Consider the following 26,477-nt stretch of genomic DNA (forward strand, 5'->3'; position numbering starts at 1 on the left):
TCGGGCGGATTGGAGGCAGGAATTCTGGGTTCGCGGCGTTCAAGCCCGCCAGCGCCCCGGTGTCAAGCCTTGCCCGTTGCGCAGCGCCCCCGCGGCATCGCCCGGCAGCGCTTTGGACCGCGCGGCAGGGGCGGCAATCCCGCGCCCTGCACCGGAGGTCCGCGCCCCCGGGAAGACGCTGTCGGGCGGCGCGGTGCCGTCGCGCACCCAGTCCTCGAGCGCGACTTCGAGCGCCCGCAGCACCGGCGCCGCGCTCAGCGGGTTCTTCGGATAGACGCAGGTCGCGGTCTCCGACGGCGCTCCGCCCCAGGCGTTGAAATGCGGCGCCCCGGCCAGGTAGTAGAGCCGCACGTCCTGCGGCATCTCCAGCGGCGTGCCGTCGGGCGCGGTCGAAACCAGCGCGGAGCGGCCCTGCCAGAACTCGGTATCGGTATCGACATGCATCAGCTTGGGGCAGGTGTCCGTCGCCTCGCAGGCCTCCAGGATGCTGCCGGTCCGGCCGGTCAGCGGGTCGGTGGCCTCGGCATAGGAGAACGGGAACTGGTCGCCGGGATAGTCGTGATCCTCGTGCTGGCGCGAATAGCGCCCGGCGAGCGCGAAGGGATAGTTGGCGAAGGTCTTCCGCGAGCCGGCGATATGGGCGATCATCCCGTCGAAGACCTGTGCGCCCGTGCCATCCGCGTTGAAGCCCTGGTAGAGGAAATCGCGCAGGAAGCGCCCGGATTGCGAGATGCCGATCCCGAGCGCGTGCTCGGCCGGACCGAAGGGGGGCTCCGCATCATGGCCAGGGCTGCCGCGCAGGAAGGACACCACATCGGCGGTCGCCACGAAGCCGAGCCCCGCCGGAACCGCCTCCGTGGCCGGATAGGTGAAGTCGTAGATCGCGCCGCCGTCGAAGCCCTCGGGGCGGCTGATCTCGACGGTCGTGTCGTCGACGTAGCGGAAGCCCAGCCCCTCCGGCGTTTCCGGCGCGGCCTGCGCCGTCGCGCGGACGGTCAGGGTCGCCTTCGCCGGATCCATGTCCGCCGCCGGATAGGTCAGCTTGATCTGTCCGTCCGCCGCGCCGTCATCGAAGATCGCCTGCTCGCGCGACAGGCCGGTGACGCCCTCGGCGACCGGCAGGTCGAGCTGGAGCAGGTCCCCGCCCAGATGGGTCTGCCAGCCGCTCCAGACCAGGGTGTGGCCGCGCTCCATCAGGAAGCCGTCGCCCGGCTGGCCGATGTCGAAGCCCTTGCCCGCGGGCGACAGGTTCAGCCCCATGAAGGACAGGTTCCGGCCGCGGTTGGCGACCTCGTAGAACAGCATGCCCGAGCCGGTGCCGGTCGGCCGCAGGATCGAAACCTCGCTGCGGAACTCGACCAGGCCGTCATCGTTCAGCGGCACGTCGCCGATATGGACGATGCCCGCGGCGCGTTCGGATGCGGGGTCGATGGTGATCGTCGCCAGCGCGTCGATGCGTTCGTAGCTGCCCGCGGCGCCGAACTCCCGGCCGTCGAAGGCCGGGGCGGCCGCCAGGATCCGGAAATCCGTGACTTCCGCGGATGCGATTGCCGGGGCCAGGGCCAGCAGGGCCGTGCCGGCCAGCAGGGCTGGTCGTTTCATGGTGTCTCCTCCTTCAGGGACGCGGTTTCTCCGCTCCGGACCGTTCTCCGGCCTCTCGCGTGCGGCCGCCCTGCCGGGCGGCGTGCCCCTAGATCTAGCCGGAACATGTTTTTCAGGTCAACCTTCTTGTATACAATACCCTATAGGTTGTATCTCGGCGGGACGCTGGAAAGACGGCACGCCGGAAAACAGGGATTCTGCTTGGCGGACGGCCTGGGCGGGCGCAGACTGGGGCCATGTCCACCGCAGGCCAGAGCCACCGCGCCTATAGCCGTGCCGAGCGGATCAGCGACGGCATCGTGCATGTCGCCGGCGTCGTCCTGGCGCTGGCCGGGGTTCCCCTGCTGATCGGCCTGGCGGTGCTGCGCGGCGCGGAGCCCGCCGCGCTGGCCGGCGCGGCGGTCTATGGCGGGGCGCTGATCCTGATGCTGACCTGCTCGGCGCTCTACAACATGATCGACAGCAAGCGCTGGGGCGGGCTGCTGCGGCGGCTCGACCATTCGGCGATCTACGTCAAGATCGCGGGCACCTACACGCCCTTCGTGCTGATTTCGGGGGTGCCCGCGACCGGACTGCTGGCCGGGCTCTGGGGCTCGGCGACGCTCGGCACCGTGCTGAAGATCGCCGCGCCCCACCGGTTCCGCTGGTTCGGGCTGGGGCTCTACCTCGCCATGGGCTGGGCAGCGGTGCTGGCCGGGGGCGGCCTGCTGGCGGGGCTACCGGCCCCGGTGCCGGGGCTGATGATCGCCGGCGGGCTGGTCTATACCGCCGGCGTGGCCTTCCATCTCTGGGAAAGGCTCGCCTTCCACACCACCATCTGGCACGTCTTCGTGCTGGTCGGCAGCGTGCTCTATTTCGCCGCCGTGCTGCAGATGCTTGCGGCCGCGCCTTCGGCCTAGGCGGGCAGCGATGCGGCCTTGCCGCCCCGGCGCAGCGCGGGCAGCGAGACCACCGCCCTCCGGCGCGGCTGGAGGAGGGCCGGGTCGTCACGCCGCCTGGTTTCGCCGAAGGCTACCGGGCGATCGCGGAGGGCGGCTGGGTCGGCATGACGGCGGCGCCCGGACAGGGCGGCATGGGGCTGCCGGTGACGCTGGCCATGGCGGTCCAGGAGATGATGTCGGGCGCCTGCCTTGCGCTGCAGCTCTGCCCGCTCCTGAGCCAGGGCCAGATCGACGCGCTGGAGCATCACGCCTCCGATGCGCTGAAGGCGGCCTATCTGCCGAAGCTGGTTTCGGGGGCCTGGACCGGCACGATGTGCCTGACCGAGCCGCAGGCCGGCTCGGATGTCGGGGCGCTCGCCACGCGGGCGGAGCCGGCGGAGGATGGCAGCTACCGCATCACCGGGCAGAAGATCTTCATCACCTGGGGCGATCACGCCATGGCCGAGAACATCTGCCATCTGGTGCTGGCGCGGCTGCCGGAGGCGGCGCCGGGGACGAAGGGGATCAGCCTGTTCCTGGTGCCGAAGCTCCTGCCCGGTGCCGATGGCCGCCCCGATGCGCCGAACGCGGTGGAGACGGTCAGCCTCGAGCACAAGCTCGGGCTGCATGGCTCGCCCACGGCGGTGCTGCAGTTCGAGGGCGCCACCGGCTGGCTGGTCGGCGCGCCGCACAAGGGCATGGCGGCGATGTTCACCATGATGAACAATGCGCGGCTGGGCGTCGCCATGCAGGGGATCGGCGTTGCGGAGGCGGCGCTCCAGAAGGCGGCCGCCCATGCAGCGGAGCGGCGGCAGGGACCGACGCCCGAGCCGGGGCAGGCGGCGATCACCGCCGACAGCGCCGCCGCGAGGCTGTCGGAGCCCGTGTAGAACGGCGCGAGATCCGGGCCGACCGCGACCCGCGCCGCGCCGGTCAGCGTCGCCATCGACACCATCAGGTCGGGGCTTTCCTCGCCGCCATAGGCCAGCGCATCGGCGAGGACCAGCCGCCCCTCGGCATCGGTGTTGTTGATCTCCACCGTCAGCCCGGCGCGCGAGGTCAGCACGTCGCCCGGGCGGAAGGCCGATCCGGCCACCGCGTTCTCGGCCACCGGCAGGAGCACCCGCAGCCGCACCGGAAGGACCGAAGCCATGATCATGTGGGCCAGCCCCAGCACCGTCGCCGCCCCGCCCATGTCCTTCTTCATCAGCGCCATCGAGGAGGACGGCTTCAGGTCGAGCCCGCCGGTGTCGAAGACGATGCCCTTGCCCACGAGCGTCAGCGACGGACCGGAGCCGCCCCAGCGGATGTCGATCAGCCGCGGGCTGCGGTCCGAGGCGCGCCCGACCGCATGGATCATCGGGAAGTTTCGCTCCAGCAGGGTGTCGCCGTCGATCACTTCGATCGAGGCGCCATGCTCGACCGCCAGCGCCTCGGCCGCCGCCTGCAGCTCGGCCGGGCCCATCAGGTTCGCAGGCGTGTTGATCAGCTGCCGGGTCAGGCATTCGCCGGCGGCAATCGCCGCGATCCGCGCGGCATCGACGCCCTCGGGCGGCACCAGCGACGGCATTTTCGGCGGCTCGGCACCGGATTTCAGCGTGTGGCTGTAGCCTGCCAGAAGCCAGGCCAGCGCCGCTTCGTCGCGCTCTTCGGCATCGAGCGGCGTGGCGATCTTCCAGGCGCCCATCGCCGCGTCAGGCGCGCGACGACCACGAAGAAGACCGGCACGAAGAGCACGCCGAGCACCGTGGCCGAGATCGTGCCGCCGAGCACGCCCGAGCCGATCGCGGTCCGCCCGCCGGAGCCCGCGCCGGTCGACAGCACCAGCGGCAGCACGCCGAGCGAGAAGGCCATCGAGGTCATGATGATCGGGCGGAACCGTTGCTTCGCGGCCTCGCGCACCGCCTCGAAGAGCGGCTCGCCGTCCTCGAACCGTTCCCGGGCGAATTCCACGATCATGATCGCGTTCTTGCCGGTGAGGCCGATCACGGTCAGCAGGCCGACCTGGAAGAACACGCCGTTCTCGAAGCCGCCGACCCAGGCGCCGGTCAGCGCGCCGAGCACGCCGATCGGCATGGCCAGCATCACCGCGAAGGGGATCGACCAGCTTTCGTAGAGCGCGGCGAGCGACAGGAACACCGCCGCCAGCGACAGCGCGTAGAGCATCGGCGCCTGGCTGCCGGATTCGACTTCCTCCAGCGACAGGCCGGTCCAGGCAAGGTTGTAGCCTTCGGGCAGCTGGGTGACGAGCCGCTCCATCTCGGCCATCGCCTCGCCGGTGGTGATGCCCGGCGCGGGCGAGCCCTGGATCTGCATCGAGGGGACGCCGTTGTAGCGCACGACGCCCTGCGGCCCGTAGGTCCAGCTGCCGGTCGAGAAGTTCGAGAACGGCACCAGGCCGCCGGAGTCGTTGCGGACCCGCCACTGCTCGATATCCGAAGGCGCCGAGCGCGAGTCGGCCTCGCCCTGGACATAGACCCGCTTGATCCGGCCGTTGTCGAGGAAGTCGTTCACGTAGCTGCCCGCCCAGGCGACGTTCAGCAGGTTGCCGACATCCGCCGCCGAGATCCCCATCGCCCCGGCCTTGCGCCAGTCGATGTCGAGATTGTACTGCGCCGCGTCCTCGAGACCCGAGGGCCGCACCGAGCCGATCAGCGGGCTTTCCCCGGCCATGCCGAGAAGCTGGTTGCGGGCGTTCAGAAGCTGTTCATGCGTCTGGCCGCCGCGGGCCTGCAGGTAGAAGTCGAAGCCCGAGACGTTGCCGAGCTCGATCACCGAGGGCGGCACGATCGGGAAGACCATGGCGTCCTGGATGCCCATGAAGGCCGGGAAGGCGCGACCGGCGATGGCCTGGGCGCTCTGGTCCGGGCGCGGGCGGTCCTCCCAGTCCTTCAGCCGCACGAAGGCGATGCCCATGTTCTGGCCCTGGCCCGCGAAGGAGAATCCGGTGACGCCGAACATCGCCTCGACATTCTCGGATTCGCTGTCGAGGAAGAAGTTCTCGACCTGGCGGACGACCTCCTCGGTGCGCTCGGCGGTGGCGCCGGTGGGCGCCTGGATCAGGGTGAAGAGAATGCCCTGGTCCTCGTCGGGCAGGAAGCCGGTGGGCGTGCGCTGGAACAGCGCGACCACGCCCGCGCCGATCAGCAGGTAGATGATCCCGACGCGGAGCGGCCGCCTGACCAGATAGCCGACGAAGCCGCCATAGCCGTTGTTCACCTTGTCGAAGCTGCGGTTGAACAGGCCGAAGAAGCCCTTCTTCTTGTGCGGGGTGTTCTTCAGCATGGTGGCGCAGAGCGCGGGCGTCAGGGTCAGCGCGACCAGCACCGACAGCGCCATGGCCGAGACGATGGTGACAGAGAACTGCTGGTAGATCACGCCGGTGGAGCCGCCGAAGAAGGCCATCGGCACGAACACCGCCGACAGCACCATGGCGATGCCGATCAGCGCGCCGGTGATCTGGTCCATCGACTTGCGCGTCGCCTCGACCGGGCTGAGGCCCTCTTCGTGCATGATCCGCTCGACGTTCTCGACGACCACGATGGCGTCGTCGACCAGAAGGCCGATCGCCAGAACCATGGCGAGCATGGTCAGCGTGTTGATCGAGAAGCCGAGCGCCGCCATCACCCCGAACGTGCCGAGCAGCACGACCGGCACGGCGAGCGTCGGGATGATCGTCGCCCGCAGGTTCTGCAGGAAGAGGAGCATCACGAAGAACACGAGGATGATCGCCTCGACCAGCGTCTTGACCACCTCGTGGATCGAGATCTCGACGAAGGGGGTGGTGTCGAAGGGAATGACGTATTCCATGCCCTCCGGGAAGAACGACGCGAAATCCTCGACGCGTTCCTTCACCCGGGCCGCGGTGTCGAGCGCGTTGGCGCCGGGCGCCAGGCTGATCGCCATGCCCGAAGACGGGCCGCGGTTGTAATGCGCGATGGTCGAGTAGTTCTGGGCGCCGATCTCCACCCGCGCGACATCGTCGAGCAGCACGAGGCCGCCATCGGTTTCGGCGCGCAGCACGATCTGGCGGAAATCCTCGGGCGTCGACAGCAGCGACTGGGCCGTGATCGTGGCGTTCAGCATCTGGCCCGCGGGAGCGGGACGGTCGCCGAAGGCGCCGGCCGAGATCTGGGCGTTCTCTTCGGAGACTGCGCGGACCACGTCCGACGGCGTCAGCTCATAGGCGGCGAGCTTGGCCGGATCGAGCCAGATCCGCATGGCGTACTGGCCGCCGAAGACCTGCACGTTGCCCACGCCCTCGACCCGGCTGAGATCGTCGACGAGGTTCGAGACCAGGTAATCCGACAGGTCGGCCTGGTCGAAGGTCCCGTCGGGAGAGACGAGGCCCACGACCATCAGGAAGCCGGCCGAGCTTTTCCGCACGGTGACGCCCTGGCGCTGCACCGTTTCCGGCAGCAGCGCGGTGGCCTGGCTGAGCTTGTTCTGCACCTGGACCTGGGCGATGTCCGGATCGGTGCCGGTCTCGAAGGTCAGGGTGATCTGCGAGGAGCCCGCCGAGGTCGAGCTGGAGGACATGTAGCGCATGCCGTCGAGCCCGGTCATCTGCTGTTCGATGACCTGGGTGACGGTATTGGCGACGGTCTCGGCCGAGGCGCCGGGATAGGTGGCGCGGATCTGCACCGAGGGCGGCGCGATCTGCGGATATTGCGAGACCGGCAGCGAGAAGATCGACAAGAGGCCGATCCCCATGATGATGATCGAGATCACCCAGGCGAAAATCGGGCGATCAATGAAAAAGCGGGCCATGGCGGCACTCCGGAAAACTGGGGATCAGAACGGGCCGGTCAGGCTCATTCCGTCATGGCTTGGGTTGACTCGTCTTCGGCTTCGCGTTCCTGCGGGGCGACGGTGGCGCCCGGCGCGGTCTTCTGCAGCCCTGCGACGATCACCCGGTCGCCCGGGTTCAGCCCGCTCTCGACGATCCAGGAATTGCCGCGGTCCTGGATGATCTCCAGCTGGCGGGTCTCGACGACATTGTCGGCATTGACGACCATCGCGGTCGGGTTGCCGCGGCGGTCGCGGGTCACGCCTTCCTGCGGGACCATGTAGACGCCCGAGACGGCGGCGGTCGGCATCTCGACCTGGACATACATGCCCGGCAGCAAGAGCTTGTCGGGATTGTCGAAGGTCAGGCGCAGCACCACGACGCCGGTCTGCTCGTCGACATGCGGCTCGGCCGCGGTCAGCATGCCGGTCTGCTCGTAGATGGTGCCGTCGGCGAGCCGCAGCTGCACGGTGTGGTCCTCGACCCCGGGCTCGGCGGCATCGCCGCGGCGGCGCCAGCGCAGCACGTCGGCGGCCGATTGCGTCACGTCGACATAGACCGGGTCGATGTTGCGGATCACCGCCAGCGCCGAGGTCTGGCCGGTGGTCACCAGCGCGCCGGAGGACACGTCGGAGCGGCCGATTTCGCCCGAGAGCCGGGCATGGATCGTGGTGCGGTCGAGCTCGATCTGCGCGGAGGCCAGCTGGGCCTGGGCGACCAGAAGCTGCGCTTCGGCCTGCTCGCGCGCGGTGCGGGCGTCGTCGGGCGCCTTCAACCCGCTCATGTCGCCGCCTTGCGCCGCGATCCGGCGCTTTCGGCGGGGACGGAGGCCGGGTCGGCGTCGCGGATCAGCCGTTCCTCGCCCGCGAGGCAGACGAAGCGCTGGCCGCGCATCCGGCCGATCAGCGTCAGCCCGACCTGGCGGGCGATCTCGACGCCCCAGGCGGTGAAGCCCGAGCGCGAGACCAGCACCGGAATGCCCATCTGCGCTGTTTTGATCACCATTTCCGAGGTCAGACGGCCGGTGGTGTAGAGGATCTTGTCCTCCGCCGCGACGCCGTGCCGGAACAGGAAGCCCGCGATCTTGTCGACCGCGTTGTGGCGTCCGACATCCTCCATGTAGACCAGCGGGCGATCGCCCTGGCAGAGCACCGTGCCGTGGATTGCGCCGGCCTCGAGATAGAGCGAGGGCGTGGTATTGATCTCCTTCGCCAGCGCATAGAGCCAGCTGGTCCGGACCTCCGCCTGCGGCAGGACGAGATCGCCGAGCCCCTCCATCATGTCGCCGAAGACGGTGCCGACCGCGCAGCCAGAAGTGCGGGTCTTCTTCTGCAGCTTCTCCTCGTAGGAGGTCTCGCGCTCGGTGCGCACCACGACGGTCTCGATTTCCTCGTCGTAATCGATGCCGGTGACGGTGTCGTCGGCGCGCAGCATGCCCTGGTTGCGCAGGAATCCCAGCGCCAGGTATTCGGGATAGTCGCCAATGGTCATCGCGGTGACGATTTCCTGGCGGTTGAGATAGATCGTCAGCGGACGTTCCTCGACCACGGCGATCTCGGCCGCGGCGCCGGTCTGGTCGGTGCCGGAGATGCGCCTCGTCAGGCGGGGATTCCCCGGATCGGGAAGCAGCGGCAATTCTGGCATGGACGGTTCCGGCGCCTCCTCTGGCCTTGGGCAGGGCGCATTTTGTCTCCGGAACCGGGCAGTTGCAAGGGCAGGCGGCCCGCCCCGGCCACCCTCTGCGTGCCGACCCGGCCGGTCGCGGCCGGGCCCGCCGCTCCGATCATCTCTCTACCGGTGGCGCTCATCTCCATGTACAGCTGATGGAACTTGTACATTTGTGTGGGTAGGGACTGCAGCAGCTCAGGCTTGACAAGCGGTTTACCGAGTTCGTACATGTATTTCACTTCCGCCTTTTCGATTGGTGCGACTCCTAGCAATTGATCCGTAGTTAGACCGGTGTCAGTAATAAATTGTTCTATCGTCATTTCTTTACCGGTCACCAACGGGGCCAGCCCGCCGGGTTCCGCAGCGCGCGGCCCGCCGACCTCGATGCCGCCGCCCAGCGGGTTGTCGCGGCAGCTGTCGAGGATGACGATCCGCATCCGCCGCGCGCCATCGACCGTGCGCAGGAAATCCTTCAGCGACACCGACTGCGCCTGCACATCCTCGTTGGTCTGCGCATCGGCATCGACCGGCAGCAGGAAATTCTCGCCCGCGACCTGCACCCCGTGCCCGGCAAAATAGATCAGCGCCAGATCGGCGGTCTCGGCCTCGAAGGCAAAGCGCTGCATGGTCTCCCTGAGCCCAGACAGCGGCATGTCGAGCGCCCGCGTCACGTCGAAGCCGATGCCCTCGAGCGTGTCGGCCACCGCCGTCGCGTCGGGCACCGGATTGTCGAGCGCATTGAGCGTGGCATAGCCCCCCATGCCGATCACCAGCGCAACCCGGTCGGGCGCCGCCTGCAGGCCCGCCGGCAGCAGCAGCGCCAGAACCAGGGCAAGCCGCCCCGCCGCCGCGGTTTCCGGTTCGGCTCCCGCCGGGCGACAGCCCGCTCGGCGCTTCGGCCCGGTAACGCTCGCCCTTCGCCAGCACGGCCCAGGCAATGCGCGCCGCGCGCGGTTCGCTCGGGCCGGTGGCGCATCACCGCACGCCGTTGGCCATGGCAACCGCCGCGACATTCACATGCGCGCGCTCCTTCCGCCCGTCTGCCCAGGCCAGTATCGGCGACGTCCTGTCCCGCACGAGAGGCAGCACCGTCCGGGCCCCATGAATGAAGAGCTTGCGCAACTGGCTCGCCCCCGGCCGCCGGATATCCGGCCGGTTGCGGTCCGGGCCAAGTAGACCGGCGCCCAGCTTTGCCTGACCCTGCTGCCTGCCGGGGCATTGCCCCGGGAGAGATACTGGAGCCTGCGGGGGCCGCGGACCAATCCCAGTGCCGTGATGCCGACCCCGCCGCAGGCCGGTCCGGCCCCGTCTCGCCGGGGGGGCGCGCAGGAAGCCATGCCATGCCGGGACCGTCGCCCCGAGGCAGGCAATTGCCGCTGATCGATCTTTCCAGTCCCGCCGCGGCGTCGGCAGCAGTCCTGCCCTGGCCGCGGCAGGCCCTGTGAGCCCCGGCCCCGCCAATGACCTGCCGCCGGTGGCTGGGGCTGGCTGACACTGGCTTTGCGTCCGTCGGAATTCGTCGAGGTCGTTTGCCAGCACGAGCTTGCCGTCGTAGGGCGCCTCGATTTCGCTTTTCGCGGTCCCGATCTAGGCGCCGCAATGAAGGACATGGGGCGGGGCCAGGACGCCATGGCGTGCCTCGCTGGCAATCTGCGCCAATTCGCTGGTCAGCGTGTGCGAGGAATGCTGACAGGGCTGCCAGTCCGGGCTGAGCGCCTTCCTGCCCGCCTCGCTGATCCGGCCATGCACCACCACGTCCGCGCCCTTCGCCGTTCGCGTCGAAGATCCCGCCGAGGTCGACCTGGGAGATCGTCGGGTCCTTCACCGGCTGGTTGCCGCTGGTGCGCAGGTTGATGGCGAGCGCCTGCATCGCGCAGTCGGCGCCGGTCACCGCCCGGAGCGCCGCGGCAGCGCAGGCATTCAGCGTCTCCCGGCGCCGCCGCCAAGAGCTATGGCTGAAAATGGGTGATGGGGCCTGAGAAGGCGGCGTATCGTGGCGGGTGTCGAAGCCTGCCAGAACTTCCAAAAGGAACGATACGCCTATGACCGAAGATACCACGATCACCCCGCTCCGCCAGCCCGGAACCATCCTTGATCCGCTGACCGAGATCGCCCGCGAGGGTGCCCGCCAGATGCTCGCTGCCGCCCTGAAAGCGGAAGCGGCGAGTTTCGTCGCCCAGTTTTCCGGGGAGCGGCTGCCCGACGGCCGCCAGCGTGTCGTTCGGCATGGAGCCGGGCCCGAGCGCGACATCCAGACCGGGATCGGACCGGTCCCGGTGCAGCGCCAGAAGGTCCGCGACAGGGCAGCCGGGGTGCCCGACGAGAAGAAGATCCGGTTCACTTCGAACATCCTGCCACGATGGGCGCGCCGGTCGCGCAGCCTCGATGCGCTGCTGCCCGTACTCTACCTGCGCGGTGTTTCCACCGGCGTTCGGACATTCCTTCGAACCAATGGCAGTCATGTCCTCACTCCAGGAAGCGCTCGGCGCGCTCCTCGGGTCGGATGCGCCGAACCTGTCGCCGGGTGCGATTACCCGTCTCACGGCCGGGTGGCAGGAAGAGTACGACCGCTGGCAGCGACGGGACCTGTCCGCCCGGCGCTATGTCTACATCTGGGCGGATGGCGTCTACCTGCAGGCTAGGATGGAGCCTGTGGCCGAGTGCATGCTGGTCGTGATCGGGGCGACACCGGAAGGAAAGAAGGAGCTGGTGGGCTTCCAGGTCGGGGTCCGGGAAAACGCCCAGAGCTGGCGCGAGCTGCTGGTCGATCTCAAGGCCCGAGGACTGGCGGTTCCGCCCGAGCTGGCCGTCGGCGACGGTGCCTTGGGCTTCTGGAAGGCGATGGACGAAGTCTTTCCCGGCACCCGCCATCAGCGCTGCTGGTTCCACAAGATGTCAAATGTCCTCAACCACTTCCCGAAATCCGGGCAGCCCGCCGCGGCCGCTGATCTGCGCAACATCTCGCATGCGGCAACCCGGGCAGCGGCCCTGGCGGCCATCGAGACCTTCAAGGAAAAATACGCCGCGAAATACGCGAAAGGCGTGGCCTGCCTGACAAAGGACACCGACGCGTTGCTGGCCTTCTACGATTTCCCGGCCGAACATTGGGACCACTTGCGGACCTCGAACCCGATCGAAAGCGTGTTCGCCACCGTCAGGCATCGCACCGTCAGGACCAGGGGCGCGCTCTCGCAGAAGACCGCGAAGCTGATGGTCTTCACCCTGGTCAGGGCAGCGTCGCAGAAATGGCGCAAGCTCAACGGGCGGAACCAGTTGCCGCGCGTCATCGAAGGTGTCACATTCACCGACGGCGTCGCCCAAACCGATGCCAACGAAAGCCGCGCCGCCTGATCAAGCCGCGTCACCCAGTTTCAGCCATAGCTCCGCCGCCAATCGGTCGCGGCAATCTCCGGATCGTCGCGCGTGCGGTCGCGGTGCAGATGCGGCGGGAAGAGCTCCCGGACCTGCGTCGGTTGGACTTCTTCCGCTCCGCCCTCTGCCAGGTTTCGGCCATCCCGTACGCCATGCCGCCCCGGCATCGAACAGACAGGCCTCGCCATTGGCGTTCACCGCAAGGCCGGGGCCGGTGCCCAGCACGATCACGCGGATCCCGGCCGTGGCGGGTGCCGGCAGGCCGCGGAGCGCTGCCGCCACGGCAAATATTCCGAAAATCGTCTTCATGAGCGTGTCCTGCCGGACGTCATGAGTGCCCGGCTGCGCTCCTGCGGGAGGCGGCCGTGCCTCCCGATGATGCGCCGGCGGCCGCGGGCAGCGCCACGCCTTCGCGGCCCTCCACCATGAGCAGGGCGTCCCGCGGGCGGGCGATCCCAGGCTCCGGCAGCGGCACCGACCGGGGAGCGCTCGCCCGCTGGCATCGCGGCCGGATCCGCCGGCGCGAAAGCATCCCCTTGCCCTTTGAACCTGCGTGGCCAGCGGCGGCGTGATCGGGGCAGCCGCCAGGAAGACTGCGCACGCCGGACCAGATTGAAGGCAAAGGGCTTCCGGCGGTCCGCCGGGTCCTGGTCCGCCGCGGAGGTTCCGGGCCGAGGGACCGGAGCAGGGCAAAGCCCCGAAAGCCGCAATCACCGGAGACAGCATGCAAGCTTGGGCGTGCTGGCCTTCGGCACGCGTTCCGTCAGCGTTCCGGCCCCGGGGATCCGGAACGTCAGGCGGAAGGACGCCGGTGAGCCGATGGAACCCGCTTGATCCGGCCCTCATCATCTGCGCCTTCCGTGAAGGCCAGAGTGAAACTGGGGCCGAAACCGTCCGAAGCAAGGTTCTGCCGCCGAACGTCATGGCCGATGCCGAGGCGATTGCCGAAGCGGCCCGCCGTCCGAGTTCAAGCAGGTCCGCACCAGCGGATCGGACGATCCGGCGGAGCGTTCAAAGGCGCAGAACCCGCTTCGTTGGGATCAAATCACCCGGGCAGCTTGGCCTCGGCATGATCATCAGGCTGCGGGGACATCTCCCGGAGTTCGGGAACGTCGCAGGCAAGGGCCGGGAGACCGCCGCCGAGCTGCGCCCCGCGCCGGAGACGGGGGACGCCCCGAAGAGCATGTCGCAGCTCTGCCTCGGTCAGATCGACGGCCTGTCCACGCGGAACTCCGAACTCGACGGGCAGATACAGGCAGCAACCAAGCGTGCTCCGCTTTCCGCCCGGCTCCGGATGATGCCGCGAGTCGGCCCGGCGACGGCGATGGCCGTTGCCGCCTGCGACCCGCCGATGGAAGCCTTCGGTCGCGGCCGTGATTTCCCGGCATGGCCCGCCATGCGGTCCGTCTCCCGGACGGATCGCATTCCGGCCCGCCCTGCCGGGACGGCATTCGGGCGCCGGCAAGCAGCGGCGGGGCGGAACCAGAAAATCCGGACAGAGCGTTGCCAATGGCCGCTCGGACCGGCGGCTCGACCATCGGCACTCCGGCGCGTGAAGATCACCGGCGCGATGCGCGATGGCAGTGATTTCGGCGAGCAAGGCGCGGATGCTGGCGGCAATTAAGCGGGCCATCCGCGAGCGGTCCCCGCCACCGGTCCGAGAGGACCGCGAACAACCGCCTGCTGTGGGCGATGATGGCAAAGGGCGAAGGGGGGCGACGCGGTCCGCAGCTGGCGGGGCGACGTGGCCCGGGCTCGGCTTCGGACATGCGGGAGAAGCCGAAGCGGGCATGATATCGACCGGAAAGATCGGGGTTTGGGAAATCCGCGTTGAACGGTGAGCTTAGGACCCGGCTTGATGTCTTGATCCTGACCCGCGGTTCCCGTGGCGGCCAGGGGCGCGAGATCCGTGGAACGGCTTGGCATATCGACCGCGTTCGATCGCATCGTGCCAGCCGAGGCGGGCGACATTGAAGCCGGAGCTGGCCATACATGCTCCGACCGCTGCCGCAGCGGACCCGCCCGGCCGCCATGACGGTCCCGTCCCGCTCGGATGGCATCGGCCGTGCCGGAGAGAGAGCAACGCTGCGCCGCCGGGCCGCAAAGCGCGGCTGCCAGAGCGCTCATGTGTCGATGACGTTGCGGCCAAGTGGTTCCGCTCCCCGGCGATCGCCCCCGTTCGTCCTTCCCCCGGGCCTGCATCGCAAAAGGCCGCCCGGCCGAAGCCGGGCGCCGCTTTCCGCCGATGCGGGCGGGCGGCCCCGGTGGGACCGCCGGCTATCTGCCACCGGCCGCGGCCTGCGCGCCCGGCGACGTTTTCCAATGACCGGCTCAGAGCACGAACCAGCCTGCCTCAGCCGGATCGGCGCCAGCAATCTCGATCGCGAAATCGGCCAGGCCGTCGCCGTCGACATCGCCCTCGATCCGCTGGGCGCCGCCCAGATCGGCTGCGCGCAGCTCCCCGGCGGTTGCCGTGAAACCGGCATAGCCGATGAAGGCAAAGGCATCGTCCGCCGCGGTCGCCGTGTCGGCATCCATCTTGTCGAGACGGATGATGTCACCCTCGACCGCGTCGAAATCGGTGATGACATCGACATGGAGGGGATCGGCGATCCGGAAGAAGAAGCTGTCCGCCCCGTCCCCGCCGGTCAGCATGTCTGAACCGAAACCGCCCGACAGCTGGTCATCGCCGTCGCCGCCATCGAGCGAGTCCGCGCCCAGGCCGCCGAACAGCCGGTCGTTGCCGAGCCCGCCGAACAGCCGGTCCTTGCCCATGCCCCGCAGCAGCAGGTCGTTGCCCATGCCGCCGCGCAGCTCGTCGTCGCCCTTGCCGCCTTCGAGCGTATCCCTGCCGAGATTGCCGTAGAGCGTGTCGTTGCCGTCGCCGCCGTCGATCCAGTCCGCGCCTTCATAGCCCATCACCAGATCGTCGCCGCCCCAGGCCGCGATGTAGTCGCCCACCGAGCTTCCCGCGATCACGTCGTCGCTGTCTTCCGGCGCATCGATCACGGTGGTGCCGATATACTCGTGCATCACGTAGATCGCCTCGCGGGCATCCTCGACCGACTGCGCCCAGTCATTAAGCCCGGCATTGGCGCCGTCGGCCATCACGAAGCTCAGCCCGTCCTCCGAGAGCGCCATGTACTGGTCGGTCCAGCCCTTGCCGCTGCCGACATCGTTGATGCCGTCGCCATTGGCGTCGGAGCCCCAGATCACGTCGAGCAGGGTGCGCTGCACGGCTTCGAGGTCGGACGGATCGCCGTCCATGTCCTGGTACCATTGCACCCAGGTATCGCCATAGGCCGCGGCCCGGTCGTAGTCGAAGGCTTCCGTGCCGCCCTCGGTGAAGCCGTAATAGCCGATGTCAACGGAACCGCCCGCTTCGGTCACCTCGTTCACCTCCATCAGCGTATGGGCGGTGATCACCGCATCCATGCTGATCGGGTTGAACTTGGAGAACACACCGGCCAGGAGGCCGGTCGGGTTCCAGCCCGCGGCCACCAGACCGGCCAGCGCCCCGGGAAGGTTGTCCGCGGCATTCGCCTTGGCTTCGGTCCAGCTGGTTGCGCCGCCGGCCTGCATGACCAGCTTGTAGAGCGCGAGGCATTCGCGCGGCGAGTCGATCAGCACCCCGTCGACCATGATGCGGCCCGACGGATCGGGCTCGATCACCGTCCCGCCCTCGATCTTGGCGAGGGCCTCGGCAAGCGCGTTCTCGACCACCTGGTCCGGAGAGCGCATGATGTTGGCGCGCTCCAGCTCGACTTCCTGGATGTATTGAAGCTGGTCTTCGGGGACTTCGTAATCCCCTTCCGTTCCTTCCACGAGGGTGATCGGGAAGTATTCCCCGGTCACCGCATCAAATCCCACCGGGATGATCTGGCCGTTCCCGTCCAGAACCGGCTCCCCGTTCCCGCCGCCATCCGTCGGGTCGAGGTCCCGGGCAAGCACCCACAGGTCGCCGTAGAGGTCGCCCTGGATGCTGCCGCCTTCATGGATCACTGTGTCGGCCATGGCCGCCTCCTGCGTTGGCCCGCACTCGCGCGAGTGCGGGCATCTGCGGCAATCTTATCCTGCGGCGGCAGCGGCCGGATTGATTTGAATCACCATTTTGGAATGTTTTGTTTTCGGCTTTCCCGCCGGGCCTGAGAAAAGGTGGCGGCCGGGGCCGGACAGGGGTCGCAGCCGTGACGCCCGGCCGCCTCGCTTGTCCGGGCCACCCGCGAGGGAAGCTGCATCGCTTATTTCAACGGGCTTGTCACCGGCGTCTGTTCTCAGGCGGCGAACTGTCCCCGTCCGGCCAAGGGGCCGCCGCCGGCTGCTTGCCCGTGGAGCGCATCGGCGGCGCCTTGGCCTTTTGGCATCTCGTCGGGCCGGTCCAGGTTGAGCAAGACCGAACCGTTTGCGGTCCAGCAGCGGGGGCGGCTGGACCGGCGCTCGGGACCTTTCTCGCGGGCCTGCTCTCAGACCTTGCCGCGCAGTGTTCAGGCGTCGCGGAGCGGAGCGCGCTGTGGCGATGCTCACGGTCGTGCCAAGCGACGAAGACCTGGACCCAAATGCGCGCCGCATAGATGGCGCCAAAGCCGCACGGCAGCAAGCCGCGGCGGGGAAATCGCCTCGGAGAAGGCGTTGTCATTGCTCACGCGCGGGCGGCTGAAGGCGGCCGTGATGCCGGGCCGGTCCATCCCCGCCTTCCCGGTCGCGCTCTTCACGCGCTGCCCGGCGGGGGCTCATTGCACATATCGGCGAGAGGGACTCCGTTCGGGTATCCCGCGGGTTGGATCGGCGGCATGCCAAAGCCTGCCTCCCCGAACTGCCGCACGGCGAACTGGTCCGGCTGCAACGCTTCGCTGAAACCGCGTGGTTCGCTCGCGATCTGCGTCGGTCCCGAGATGGAGTGGAGGGCGCATGGCCGGGGCAAGCGGGGCCCCCGCGAGACCCGTTCCGAGTGAGGCGGGTCAGGGAACGGTCGGGGACTGTTTCCCCGGCGGCTGCCGTCCGGACCTGCCTGGCATCGAAGGCCCGGTTCAGCACGGCCGGGCGCGGCGTGATCGCCAGCCGGGAAACGGGCCGGAAACGGGCCGACCGATTGGGCCGCCCTTTCGCCACCGGCGCCCGGCGCGGCAGGGGGCGCGCATTGAGCATCCGACTCTGACGCCTGTGCCGCGCGGCTCGATGCCGGGCAGGCTCTGATGCAGCCGGGGCCGTCAGTGATCTGCCTTCGTTACCGGGGGCCGGGGGCCGCCAGCCCGGTCTCAGCCCAGGATCTGCAGCCAGACCCAGGCGGTGACGACGCAGAGCGCGGTGCCGAGCAGCAGCCCGGTGGCCGCGACGCGGCGCGCGCGGCCGTACATGTCGGCGAAGAGATAGGCATTCACCCCCGGCGCCATCGCGGCGGTGACGACGGCGTTGCGCAGCGTCTCGTGCGGGACATGCAGCAGGTTTCCGAGCCCCAGCGCCACGGCCGGATGCAGGATCAGCGACACCGCGACGACGAAGCCCGCCGTGGCAAGGTCGCCTTCGGGGCGGTAGCGCACCAGCACCCCGCCGAGTCCGAACAGCGCGGCCGGCAGCGCGGCGCGGCGCATCAGCTCCAGCGCCTCGGTCATCACGCCGGGCATCGGCAGGCCGGAGAGGTTGAAGACCAGCCCCAGCGCGATGCCGATGATCAGCGAGTTCGAGAACATCGCCTTGAGCACCGAGCGCGCGGTCTCGGCGCGGGTGCGGCCTGCATTGCGCACCATCTCCATCGCGGTGATGCCAAGCAGGTAGCAGAACGGCGAATGGATCGAGATGATGGTGAAGTTCGCCGCCAGAGAGGCCTCGCCATAGGCGCGCTCGCTGATCGGCAGGCCGAGCAGCAGCGAGTTCGAGAACAGGCAGCAGAAGCCGATGGCGATGCAGTCTTCCCACGGCCGCGAGAACAGCAGCCGGGCGCCCAGGATGCCCGCCGCGAAGCCGGTGACCGCGCCCGCATAGAAGCTGAACAGCAGCCGCGGATCGTAGGACATCGACAGGTCGAGCTGCGAGATCGCCAGGAACAGCAGGCAGGGGATCGCGAATTTCTGGCTGAAGATCATCAGCCCGTCGACCGAGGACGAGCTGATCCACTTGCGGTAGGCGGCCAGGTAGCCGAAGCCGATGACGAAGAAGACGGGAAGGACGACCTCGATCAGCGCGCCCATCAGAGGTCGAAGCTCAGCCGCAGCCCGTCATGGGCCGGGATCACATGCGCAGGCGTTTCCGCCGCCACGTCGTCATAGTCCAGATCGTGATGCATGTTGGTCAGAACCGCCTGTTCCGGCTTGACCTTCCCGATCCAGTCCAGCGTCTTCTCCAGATGCGAATGGCTGGGATGCGGCTGGCGGCGCAGCGCGTCGACGATCCAGAGCCGCAGCCCCTCGAGCGCGGGCCAGCTGTCTTCGGGAATGTCCGAGACGTCGGGCAGATAGGCGATGTCCTCGAAGCGGAAGCCCTTGGCGTCGATGCTGCCGTGCTCGACGTCGAAGGGCACCAGCGTGATCGTGCCGCCGGCGCCGACGACCGAGAGCGGGCCCTTGATCGGATGCATGTTCAGGATCGGCGGATAGGGCGAGCCCTCGGGCGCCTCGAAGGCATAGGCGAAGCGCACCAGCAGGTCCTGCTGCGTGGCGGCATCGGCCCAGACATTCAGCCGCGACCGGGTGTTGAAGACGATCTGGCGCAGGTCGTCGAGCCCGTGGACATGGTCGGCATGGGCATGGGTGTAGACCACGCCGTCAAGCGCGCCGACGCCCGCATCGAGGAGCTGCTGGCGCATGTCGGGGCCGGTGTCGATCAGCACGCGGGTGGTGCCTTCGGGACCGTCCTTCTCGATCAGCAGCGAGCAGCGGCGCCGGGTGTTCTTCGGATTGTCGGGATTGCACTCGCCCCAGATGCCGCCGAGCCGCGGGACGCCGCCCGAGGAGCCGCAGCCGAGGATCGTGACATGGAGCGTGCTCATGCGGTTTCCCAGGCAGCGGCGCGGGCGAAGAGCCGGTCGAAATTGGCGGTGGTCGCGGCAGCGAACTCTTCCGGAGACAGGCCGAAGACCTCGGCGCCGACAGCGGCGGTCTTGGCGACATAGGCCGGTTCGTTGCGCTTGCCGCGATGCGGCGGCGGCGCCAGATAGGGGCTGTCGGTCTCGACGAGGATCCGCTCGAGCGGCGCCTTGGCGAAGATCGCGCGCAGCTCCTTCGAGCGCGGGAAGGCGGCGATGCCCGACATGGACAGGTAGAAGCCCAGCTCCAGCGCGGCATCGGCCAGCGCCTCCGAGGACGAGAAGCAGTGCATCACGCAGTCATAGGCGCCCGCGCGGTGTTCCTCGGTCAGGATCCGCGCCATGTCCTCGTCGGCGTCGCGGGCATGGATGATCAGCGGCAACCCGGTGCGGCGGCAGGCCTCGATATGCAGGCGCAGGCTCTCCTGCTGCTTTCCGGCGCTCTCTGCAGTGTAGTGGTAGTCGAGCCCGGTCTCGCCGATGCCGACGCATTTCGGGTGCTGCGCGACTTCGACCAGCTCCTCGACCGTGACCAGCGGCAGGTCGGCGACGCTCATCGGGTGGATGCCGTAGGCGAAGAACACCTGGTCATAGCGCTCGGCGATGCCCGTCACCTTCGCCAGCCCGGCGGGCTTGGTGCAGATCGACACCATCCGGCCGATCCCGGCCTCGCCCGCGCGGGCGATCACCTCGTCCAGTTCGCCGTCGAAATCCGGGAAATCGAGATGGCAGTGGCTGTCGACAAGATGGGGGCGGGAGGGGGCAATCATTACACGGATCCAGTCTGGAAGAGCGCCTGGGACGCCGTTGCGTCGAGGGTGTGTACCATATCGAGGATGAGGCTCGCAGGGTCAAGGTTCACCGCCGTCCCGTGCGCCATGCGCCCGGCGATGCGCGACTGCGCCCCCGCCCAGGCCTGCGCGGAGGCGTGGTCCGGCGACAGGCGGCAGAGCGCGGCCTGCATCTCGGGGGCCGCAGCACGGCGGGCGCGGCGAGCGGCGCGAAGCTGCGGTACTGCGCCTGATAGGCGCTGCCATCCGCCGCTGCCTCGATGTTGCGCGCGCCGCGCGGCGCCGAGCAGGCGGACAGCGCCGCAACCATTGCTGCACCTGCACCTAATTGTCCGATAAGACTTTTCGCCACGTCCGGCCGCGCTCCTGCCCGTTTCCGGAGCAGGCTATAGGCCACCGAGGGCAGCCGTCCATTCCCCCTTTGGCCGCCGCGGCAATCCGTTCGGATATATGGCTCTCCTGTTGCGCCGGTGCCCTGTCCCTGGGGGACGCGGACCCGGCCGGCGCGCTGCGCTACACCCTTCCGGACACAGCCATTGCCGGAACGGAGCCATCGGGATGATCCGCATCAAGACAAGGGAAGGCAGCTTTGCGCAGCATCTGGCCGCCTATTGCCTGTCGGGCATGGCGGCCAAGGCGTCGCGCCTCTTCGTCGTGGTCGCGGTGGCGCGCAGCATGGATGCCGGTGCCATCGGCCTCGCGGCGGCGGCCATCGCCGCGGCGGACATCCTCAAGGCGCTGACCGAGAACGGCATCGGCCAGAGGATCATCGCCGCGCCCGAAGACGAGCTCGAAGCCGCCTGCCGCACCGCGCGGCAGCTGTTCCGGCTCTGGTGCGGCGGGCTCTTCCTGCTGCAGCTCGCGGTGGCCGCGGCGATGCGGCATCAGGCGGAACGTGCCCCCGGGCGGCGTGACGGCCGGGCTCGGTCCCCGCAGCACCTGTGTTGCCGTTTCCGCCGGGATCAGCGGCGCAGCCGCACGGGTGGCCAGCCCGTCGGGCAGACCGCTTTGCAGGATGGCGGCAAGCTGTCCCGCCGGGCGGTCATTCCGGAGCTGACCGGGCGGCAGGTCGCCGCCATCGATCATTGCGTTGCACTCCTCGATGGTCCCGGCATTTTCTTCCTTCCGGGTCCGCCCGGATCGCAGCTCCCAGCCCCTGTTCCGCGGCCTGCGGCAGGTTGATCCCCGGTGCCCGCGCCTCGTCGAGCGCGCCGCCGCCGAACGTCTTTCTGGCGGGGTTCCGCTGCGGCCGTGCCTTGTGTCTCTCCGTGTGAAGATGCCGCAAACCATCCAGGTTCCTGGCTTTGCTGCCGGGCCTCGCGGCGCGGGCCGCTACCGGATGTTGCAAACGTGGAATTTTTGTTCCAAGTTTTTGGCTTGGCGGAGCGCGCAGCGAGGGAGCCGGGATGGCCAGCGAAACAGGGGCGATGGCGCCACCGCAGAGCGTCGAGGAATTCCGGGAGCGGCTGCGTGAGCTCGGTCCGTCTCTCCCTCGGCGGATGCGCGACTGCGCCGCCTATCTCGAGGCGAATGCGGACCGTGTCGCGGTGTCAACCGTCGCGCAGCTGGCGGACGGCGCCGGGGTGGCGCCCTCGGCGATGATGCGTTTCTGCCAGGTTCTGGGATTTTCCGGATTTTCCGAGATGCAGCGGATGTTCCGCGAGGCCTACAATCCCGGCCTGCCGGATTATTCCACCCGGCTGGAGCTGCTGCGCGAGGAGGGGCGGGACAGCCCTTCGGCGCTGTTGGCGGAATTCATAGACTCCGGGCGGAATTCTCTAGAAAACTTGGCGAACTCCATCGAGCCGGCGGCTCTGGAGGCGGCGGTGCGGGTGCTGGCCGGGGCAGGGGTGATCCATCTTGCCGGGCTGCGCCGCGCCTTTCCGGTGGCGGCCTATCTGGCCTATGCCTTCGAGAAGATGCAGATCCCGGCGATGCTGCATGACCAGACCGGGCGGCTGGACCATCGCCACGCCATGCGGCCGGGCGATGCGCTGCTGGTCGTTACCTTCGCCCCCTATACGCCCGAAACCGTCGCCATGGCCGAAGCCGCCGCCGCCGCCGGCCTGCCGGTCGTGGCGATCACCGACCGCACCGATGGCCCCTTCGCCCGGCCGGGCATGCTGCCGCTGCTGGTCTCCGAGGCGGATTTCGGGGCGTTCCGGGCGCTTTCCGCTACCATGTCGCTGGCGATTGCGCTGGCGGTTGCGGTCGGAACGCGGCGGAATGACGGCTGAGAATGGAATTTAGCAGTTGATTTTTTCCGAAATGGAATGTTTATTCCATTTTGAGGAGGGGCCGCGCAGCGCGGTCCGGGGAGGACAGGATGCGGCGCCGGGCAGGAGGCCTGCCGCATCGCGGGCTCCCCCATGGAGCGAGGCATGACATGAAGACGCTGGATGTCATCACCATCGGCCGGAGTTCGGTCGATCTCTACGGAACGCAGATCGGCGGGCGCCTGGAAGACATGGGCTCCTTCGACAAGTATATCGGCGGCTCGCCGACCAACATCGCCTGCGGCGCGTCGCGGCTGGGGCTGCGGACCGCGGTGATCACCAAGGTCGGCGACGAGCATATGGGCCGCTTCATCCGCGAGCAGCTGGAGCGCGAGGGCGTCGACACCACGGGCGTCGTCACCGATCCCGAGCGGCTGACCGCGCTGGTGCTTCTGGGCATCCGCGACGAGGACCAGTTCCCGCTGATCTTCTACCGCGAGAACTGCGCCGACATGGGGCTGGCCGCCGAGGACATCTCCGAGGAGTTCATCGCCTCGGCGCGCGCCGTGGTCGCCACCGGCACGCATCTGAGCCACCCGAAGGTCGAGGCGGCGACGCTGAAGGCGCTGGAACTGGCGCGCAAGCACGGTCTGAGGACTGCGCTCGACATCGACTACCGTCCGAACCTCTGGGGCGTGGCCGGCCATGGCGACGGCGAGAGCCGCTTCGTCGAAAGTGCTGCGGTCACCGCCAAGTTGCAGTCGACGCTGCATTTCTTCGACCTGATCGTCGGCACCGAGGAAGAGTTCCACATCGCCGGCGGATCCACCGACACGATCGAGGCGCTGAAGGCGGTCCGCAAGGTCTCGGGCGCGACGCTGGTCTGCAAGCGCGGCGCGCAGGGCGCCGTGGCGATCACCGGCGAAATCCCGGACAGCCTCGACGAGGGCGAGGCCGGTCCGGGCTTCCCGATCGAGGTGTTCAACGTGCTGGGCGCGGGCGACGGCTTCTTCTCCGGCCTGCTCAAGGGCTGGATGGATGACGAGAGCTGGCCGGTCGCGCTGAAATACGCCAATGCCTGCGGCGCCTTCGCGGTCAGCCGCCATGGCTGCACCCCGGCCTATCCGTCGCTGAAGGAGCTGGAGTTCTTCCTCGGCCGCGGCATCGTCCGCCCGGATCTGCGCAACGACGCGGAGCTGGAGCAGGTCCACTGGGCGACCAACCGCAAGGGCGACTGGCCGACTGTGCGGACATTTGCCTTCGACCACCGGATGCAGCTCGAGGAGATGGAGGGCTACACGCTGGCGAAGGGCGGCGCGTTCAAGGAGCTTTGCCTGAAGGCGGCGCTTCAGGTGCAGGGCGGGCGGCCCGGCTGCGGCATCCTCTGCGACAACCGCATCGGCCGCAAGGCGCTGCACGCGGCCTCGGGCTCCGGTCTCTGGATCGGCCGTCCGACCGAATTGCCGGGATCCCGCCCGATCGAATTCGAGCCCGAGCTCGGCCCGGATCTCGGCCAGTTCCGCGAATGGGCGCGGGAGAACGTGGTCAAGCTTCTGGTCTTCTGCCACCCGGATGACGATGCGGCGACCCGCGCGCTGCAGGAGGAGCGGGTGCTCCGCCTCTTCACCGCCGCGCGCCGCAACAACCTGGAATTCCTTCTGGAAATCATCCCCTCCAAGGTCGGTCCGGTCGATGACATGACGACCGCCACGCTGATCCGGCAATTCTACGATCTCGGCGTCTATCCCGACTGGTGGAAGCTCGAGCCGCTGAAGACGCCCTCGGCCTGGGCCAATGCCGTCGCGGCGATCGAGGAGAACGACCCGCATACCCGCGGCATCGTGGTGCTGGGTCTCGATGCGCCCGAGGCCGAGCTGGCCGCCAGCTTCGAGGTTGCCGCCGGTTTCGACCTGGTGAAAGGCTTTGCCGTGGGGCGGACCATTTTCGGCGATGCCGCCCGCGCCTGGATGAAGGGCGCCATGACCGACGCGGCGGCCGTTGTCCAGATGGCGGAGCGCTATGCCCGGCTCTGCGAAGTCTGGGACGGCGCCCGTGCCAATGCAACGAAAGAGGCTGCGGAATGAGCCCGAAGGACATGACCGCGCCTGCGACGCGCGAGGGAGGAACGGAAATGGGCCAGACGATCCGGCTGACCGCAGCCCAGGCGATGGTGCGCTGGCTGTCGGTACAGATGACCGAAGAGGGCGAGCGCTTCGTCGACGGTATCTGGGCGATCTTCGGCCATGGCAACGTGGCGGGGCTGGGCGAGGCGCTGCACGGTATCGGCGATGCCTTCCCGACCTGGCGCGGCCAGAACGAGCAGACCATGGCCCATGCCGCCATCGCCTATGCCAAGGCGAAGAAGCGGACCCGCGCGATGGCGGTGACCACCTCGATCGGGCCGGGCTCCACCAACTTGGTGACGGCCGCCGCGCTGGCGCATGTCAACCGGCTGCCGCTGCTGATCATCGCGGGCGACGTGTTTGCCAACCGCCGCCCCGATCCGGTGCTGCAGCAGGTCGAGGATTTCGACGACGGCACCGTGTCCGCGAATGACTGCCTGCGCCCGGTCAGCCGCTATTTCGACCGGATCACCCGGCCCGAGCATATCCTGAGCGCGCTGCCGCGGGCGCTGCGCGTCATGACCGACCCGGCGAATTGCGGTCCGGCGACGCTGGCCTTCTGCCAGGACGTGCAGGCCGAGGCGTATGACTATCCGGCGGAGTTCTTCGCGCCGCGGGTCTGGCACATCCGCCGCCCGCAGCCCGATGCGCGCGAGCTGGACGAGGTCGCGGCGCTGATCCGTTCGGCGGAGAACCCGGTGATCATCGCCGGGGGCGGGGTGATCTATTCGCAGGCCGAGGCCGAGCTGGGGGCGTTCGCCACCCGCCACGGCATTCCGGTGGCCGAAACCCAGGCCGGGAAATCGGCGCTGGCGCAAAGCCATCCGATGAATTTCGGCGCCTCCGGCGTCGACGGCGCCGAAAGCGCCAATGCCGTGTCGGCCACCGCCGATCTGGTGATCGGCATCGGCACGCGGTTCCAGGATTTCACCACCGGTTCGCGGGCGCTGTTCCGCAATCCGGATGTCCGCTTCGTCAGCCTGAACATCCATGGCTACGATGCGGCCAAGCATGGCGCTGTCAGTCTCGTCGGCGATGCCAAGGTGACGCTCGGGCTCCTGTCCGGAGCGCTCGGGGACTACAAGGCGGCGGCCTTCGATCCGGCGGCGCGCGCGGCCTGGCTGGCCAAGGTCGACGACCATTGCCGCGACCGCAAGCGGACCGGGGGAGAGCTGCCGATCGATGCCGAGGTGATCGGCGCGGTGCAGCGCACCGGCTCGGAGGCCACCGTCGCCATGTGTGCCGCGGGCACGATGCCCGGCGCGCTGAAGCTGCTGTGGCAGCCCTCCCAGGGGGGCTATCACATGGAATACGGCTATTCCTGCATGGGCTACGAAGTGGCCGGCGCGATGGGCATCAAGCTCGCCACGCCGGAGCGCGACGTGGTCTGCTTCGTCGGCGACGGCTCCTACATGATGGCCAATGCCGAGCTGGCGACGGCGGTGATGCGGCGCATCCCCTTCACCGTCGTGCTGACCGACAACCGTGGCTATGGCTGCATCAACCGGCTGCAGCAGGGCTGCGGCGGGGCGGAGTTCAACAACCTCTACAAGGACTGCAACATCGAGCAGCAGCCCGAGATCGACTACGTCGCCCATGCCGCGTCGATGGGGGCGCATGCCGTCAAGGCGGCGGACATTGCCGACCTCGAGGCGAAGCTCGCCGAGGCGAAGGGCCGGGACATTCCCACGGTCATCGTGATCGAGACCGATCCGCGTCCGGGCCCCGGCGAGAATGGCGGCGGCGCCTGGTGGGACGTGGCGGTGCCGCAGGCGGGCGGTCCGGAGCGGCTGGAGCAGGCGCGCGGCAGCTATATCGAGAACGTGCTGAACCAGCGCGTGCTGAACTGACGGCAGGCGGGGAGGGGGCGTGCCCCCTCCCCGCGGCCCCTCCCCCGGGCGAGGCCCCGGCGCCTGCGGCCGGTTCCGGTCGGCCTGCGCCGAACCCATCCTTCCAACAGGTCACGCGACCGGCTAGT

Annotated in this window: 16 protein-coding genes and 3 pseudogenes; 8 read left to right on the forward strand and 11 right to left on the reverse strand. The window is 68.7% G+C overall.

The features are described 5' to 3' along the window. Positions 1-39: 39 nt before the first annotated feature. Entirely contained in the window at positions 40-1,602 is a 1,563-nt protein-coding gene (locus tag C7T91_RS01610) for an alpha/beta hydrolase domain-containing protein (RefSeq protein WP_161555683.1), read from the reverse strand. Positions 1,603-1,838: 236 nt separating this feature from the next. Between C7T91_RS01610 and trhA the strand changes: the two genes are divergently transcribed. After that, a complete protein-coding gene (gene trhA / locus C7T91_RS01620; RefSeq protein WP_108257729.1) occupies positions 1,839-2,501 on the forward strand; it encodes a PAQR family membrane homeostasis protein TrhA in 663 nt (220 codons plus the stop codon). Next, positions 2,420-3,346: pseudogene (locus tag C7T91_RS01625) on the forward strand (acyl-CoA dehydrogenase family protein); the annotation flags it as partial. The gene trhA and the pseudogene C7T91_RS01625, both read left to right, overlap by 82 nt. 86 nt (positions 3,347-3,432) lie before the next feature. Here the strand turns inward: C7T91_RS01625 and C7T91_RS01630 are convergent. The 6 genes and pseudogenes from C7T91_RS01630 to C7T91_RS32085 form a co-directional block, all read right to left on the reverse strand. Further along, positions 3,433-4,209: pseudogene (locus tag C7T91_RS01630) on the reverse strand (leucyl aminopeptidase family protein); the annotation flags it as partial. Beyond that, a complete protein-coding gene (locus C7T91_RS01635; RefSeq protein WP_108257731.1) occupies positions 4,116-7,292 on the reverse strand; it encodes an efflux RND transporter permease subunit in 3,177 nt (1,058 codons plus the stop codon). The gene C7T91_RS01635 and the pseudogene C7T91_RS01630, both read right to left, overlap by 94 nt. 44 nt (positions 7,293-7,336) lie before the next feature. Then, complete coding sequence (locus C7T91_RS01640; protein WP_108257732.1) at positions 7,337-8,095, reverse strand: efflux RND transporter periplasmic adaptor subunit; 759 nt, start codon at positions 8,093-8,095, stop codon at positions 7,337-7,339. Continuing rightward, positions 8,092-8,955 carry a formate dehydrogenase accessory sulfurtransferase FdhD gene (locus C7T91_RS01645; RefSeq protein WP_108257733.1) on the reverse strand — a complete coding sequence of 288 codons (864 nt, stop codon included), beginning with the start codon at positions 8,953-8,955 and terminating at the stop codon, positions 8,092-8,094. Before C7T91_RS01645 ends, C7T91_RS01640 begins: the two co-directional genes overlap by 4 nt. Then, positions 8,910-9,992, reverse strand: a complete 1,083-nt coding sequence (locus C7T91_RS01650) for a caspase family protein (protein ID WP_108257734.1) — start codon at positions 9,990-9,992, stop codon at positions 8,910-8,912. The genes C7T91_RS01645 and C7T91_RS01650 overlap by 46 nt, the downstream gene beginning before the upstream one ends. A 574-nt stretch (positions 9,993-10,566) precedes the next feature. Continuing rightward, positions 10,567-10,734 carry a hypothetical protein gene (locus tag C7T91_RS32085; protein WP_161555684.1) on the reverse strand — a complete coding sequence of 56 codons (168 nt, stop codon included), beginning with the start codon at positions 10,732-10,734 and terminating at the stop codon, positions 10,567-10,569. A 287-nt stretch (positions 10,735-11,021) separates the two neighbouring features. Between C7T91_RS32085 and C7T91_RS01655 the strand changes: the two are divergent. Together C7T91_RS01655 and C7T91_RS01660 are read left to right on the forward strand one after the other, a co-directional pair. Further along, positions 11,022-12,330 (forward strand): annotated as a pseudogene (locus tag C7T91_RS01655) (IS256 family transposase). Positions 12,331-13,162: 832 nt separating this feature from the next. After that, positions 13,163-13,975: a hypothetical protein gene (locus C7T91_RS01660; RefSeq protein ID WP_145962742.1), complete on the forward strand. Its 813-nt coding sequence runs from the start codon at positions 13,163-13,165 to the stop codon at positions 13,973-13,975. A 707-nt stretch (positions 13,976-14,682) separates the two neighbouring features. Here C7T91_RS01660 and C7T91_RS38300 read toward each other — a convergent pair. The 4 genes from C7T91_RS38300 to C7T91_RS01680 form a co-directional block, all read right to left on the reverse strand. Beyond that, positions 14,683-16,365, reverse strand: a complete 1,683-nt coding sequence (locus C7T91_RS38300) for a calcium-binding protein (protein WP_108257736.1) — start codon at positions 16,363-16,365, stop codon at positions 14,683-14,685. Between the two features lie 1,241 nt (positions 16,366-17,606). Then, on the reverse strand, positions 17,607-18,536 hold the full coding sequence (locus C7T91_RS01670) for an AEC family transporter (protein ID WP_108257737.1): 930 nt from the start codon (positions 18,534-18,536) through the stop codon (positions 17,607-17,609). Then, positions 18,536-19,333 (reverse strand): MBL fold metallo-hydrolase, encoded by a 798-nt coding sequence (locus C7T91_RS01675; RefSeq protein ID WP_108257738.1) that lies wholly within the window; start codon positions 19,331-19,333, stop codon positions 18,536-18,538. Before C7T91_RS01675 ends, C7T91_RS01670 begins: the two co-directional genes overlap by 1 nt. Next, complete coding sequence (locus tag C7T91_RS01680; protein ID WP_108257739.1) at positions 19,330-20,139, reverse strand: TatD family hydrolase; 810 nt, start codon at positions 20,137-20,139, stop codon at positions 19,330-19,332. Before C7T91_RS01680 ends, C7T91_RS01675 begins: the two co-directional genes overlap by 4 nt. 579 nt (positions 20,140-20,718) lie before the next feature. Between C7T91_RS01680 and C7T91_RS33195 the strand changes: the two genes are divergently transcribed. The 4 genes from C7T91_RS33195 to iolD all read left to right on the forward strand — a co-directional run bounded on the left by C7T91_RS33195 (position 20,719) and on the right by iolD (position 26,349). Further along, the gene (locus C7T91_RS33195) at positions 20,719-21,342 is read left to right on the forward strand and encodes a hypothetical protein (protein ID WP_201741936.1); all 624 of its coding nucleotides are present in this window, start codon (positions 20,719-20,721) and stop codon (positions 21,340-21,342) included. A 224-nt stretch (positions 21,343-21,566) separates the two neighbouring features. Continuing rightward, positions 21,567-22,397: a MurR/RpiR family transcriptional regulator gene (locus tag C7T91_RS01695; protein ID WP_108257741.1), complete on the forward strand. Its 831-nt coding sequence runs from the start codon at positions 21,567-21,569 to the stop codon at positions 22,395-22,397. A 149-nt stretch (positions 22,398-22,546) separates the two neighbouring features. Beyond that, positions 22,547-24,460, forward strand: coding sequence for a bifunctional 5-dehydro-2-deoxygluconokinase/5-dehydro-2-deoxyphosphogluconate aldolase (locus C7T91_RS01700; RefSeq protein WP_108257742.1), 1,914 nt, complete (start codon positions 22,547-22,549; stop codon positions 24,458-24,460). 47 nt (positions 24,461-24,507) lie between these two features. Further along, positions 24,508-26,349 (forward strand): 3D-(3,5/4)-trihydroxycyclohexane-1,2-dione acylhydrolase (decyclizing), encoded by a 1,842-nt coding sequence (iolD, locus tag C7T91_RS01705; protein WP_108257743.1) that lies wholly within the window; start codon positions 24,508-24,510, stop codon positions 26,347-26,349. The last annotated feature ends 128 nt before the right edge of the window (positions 26,350-26,477 follow it).

It is taken from the genome of Mangrovicoccus ximenensis (genome assembly GCF_003056725.1).
In the GTDB taxonomy this organism is placed as follows: Bacteria; Pseudomonadota; Alphaproteobacteria; order Rhodobacterales; family Rhodobacteraceae; genus Mangrovicoccus; species Mangrovicoccus ximenensis.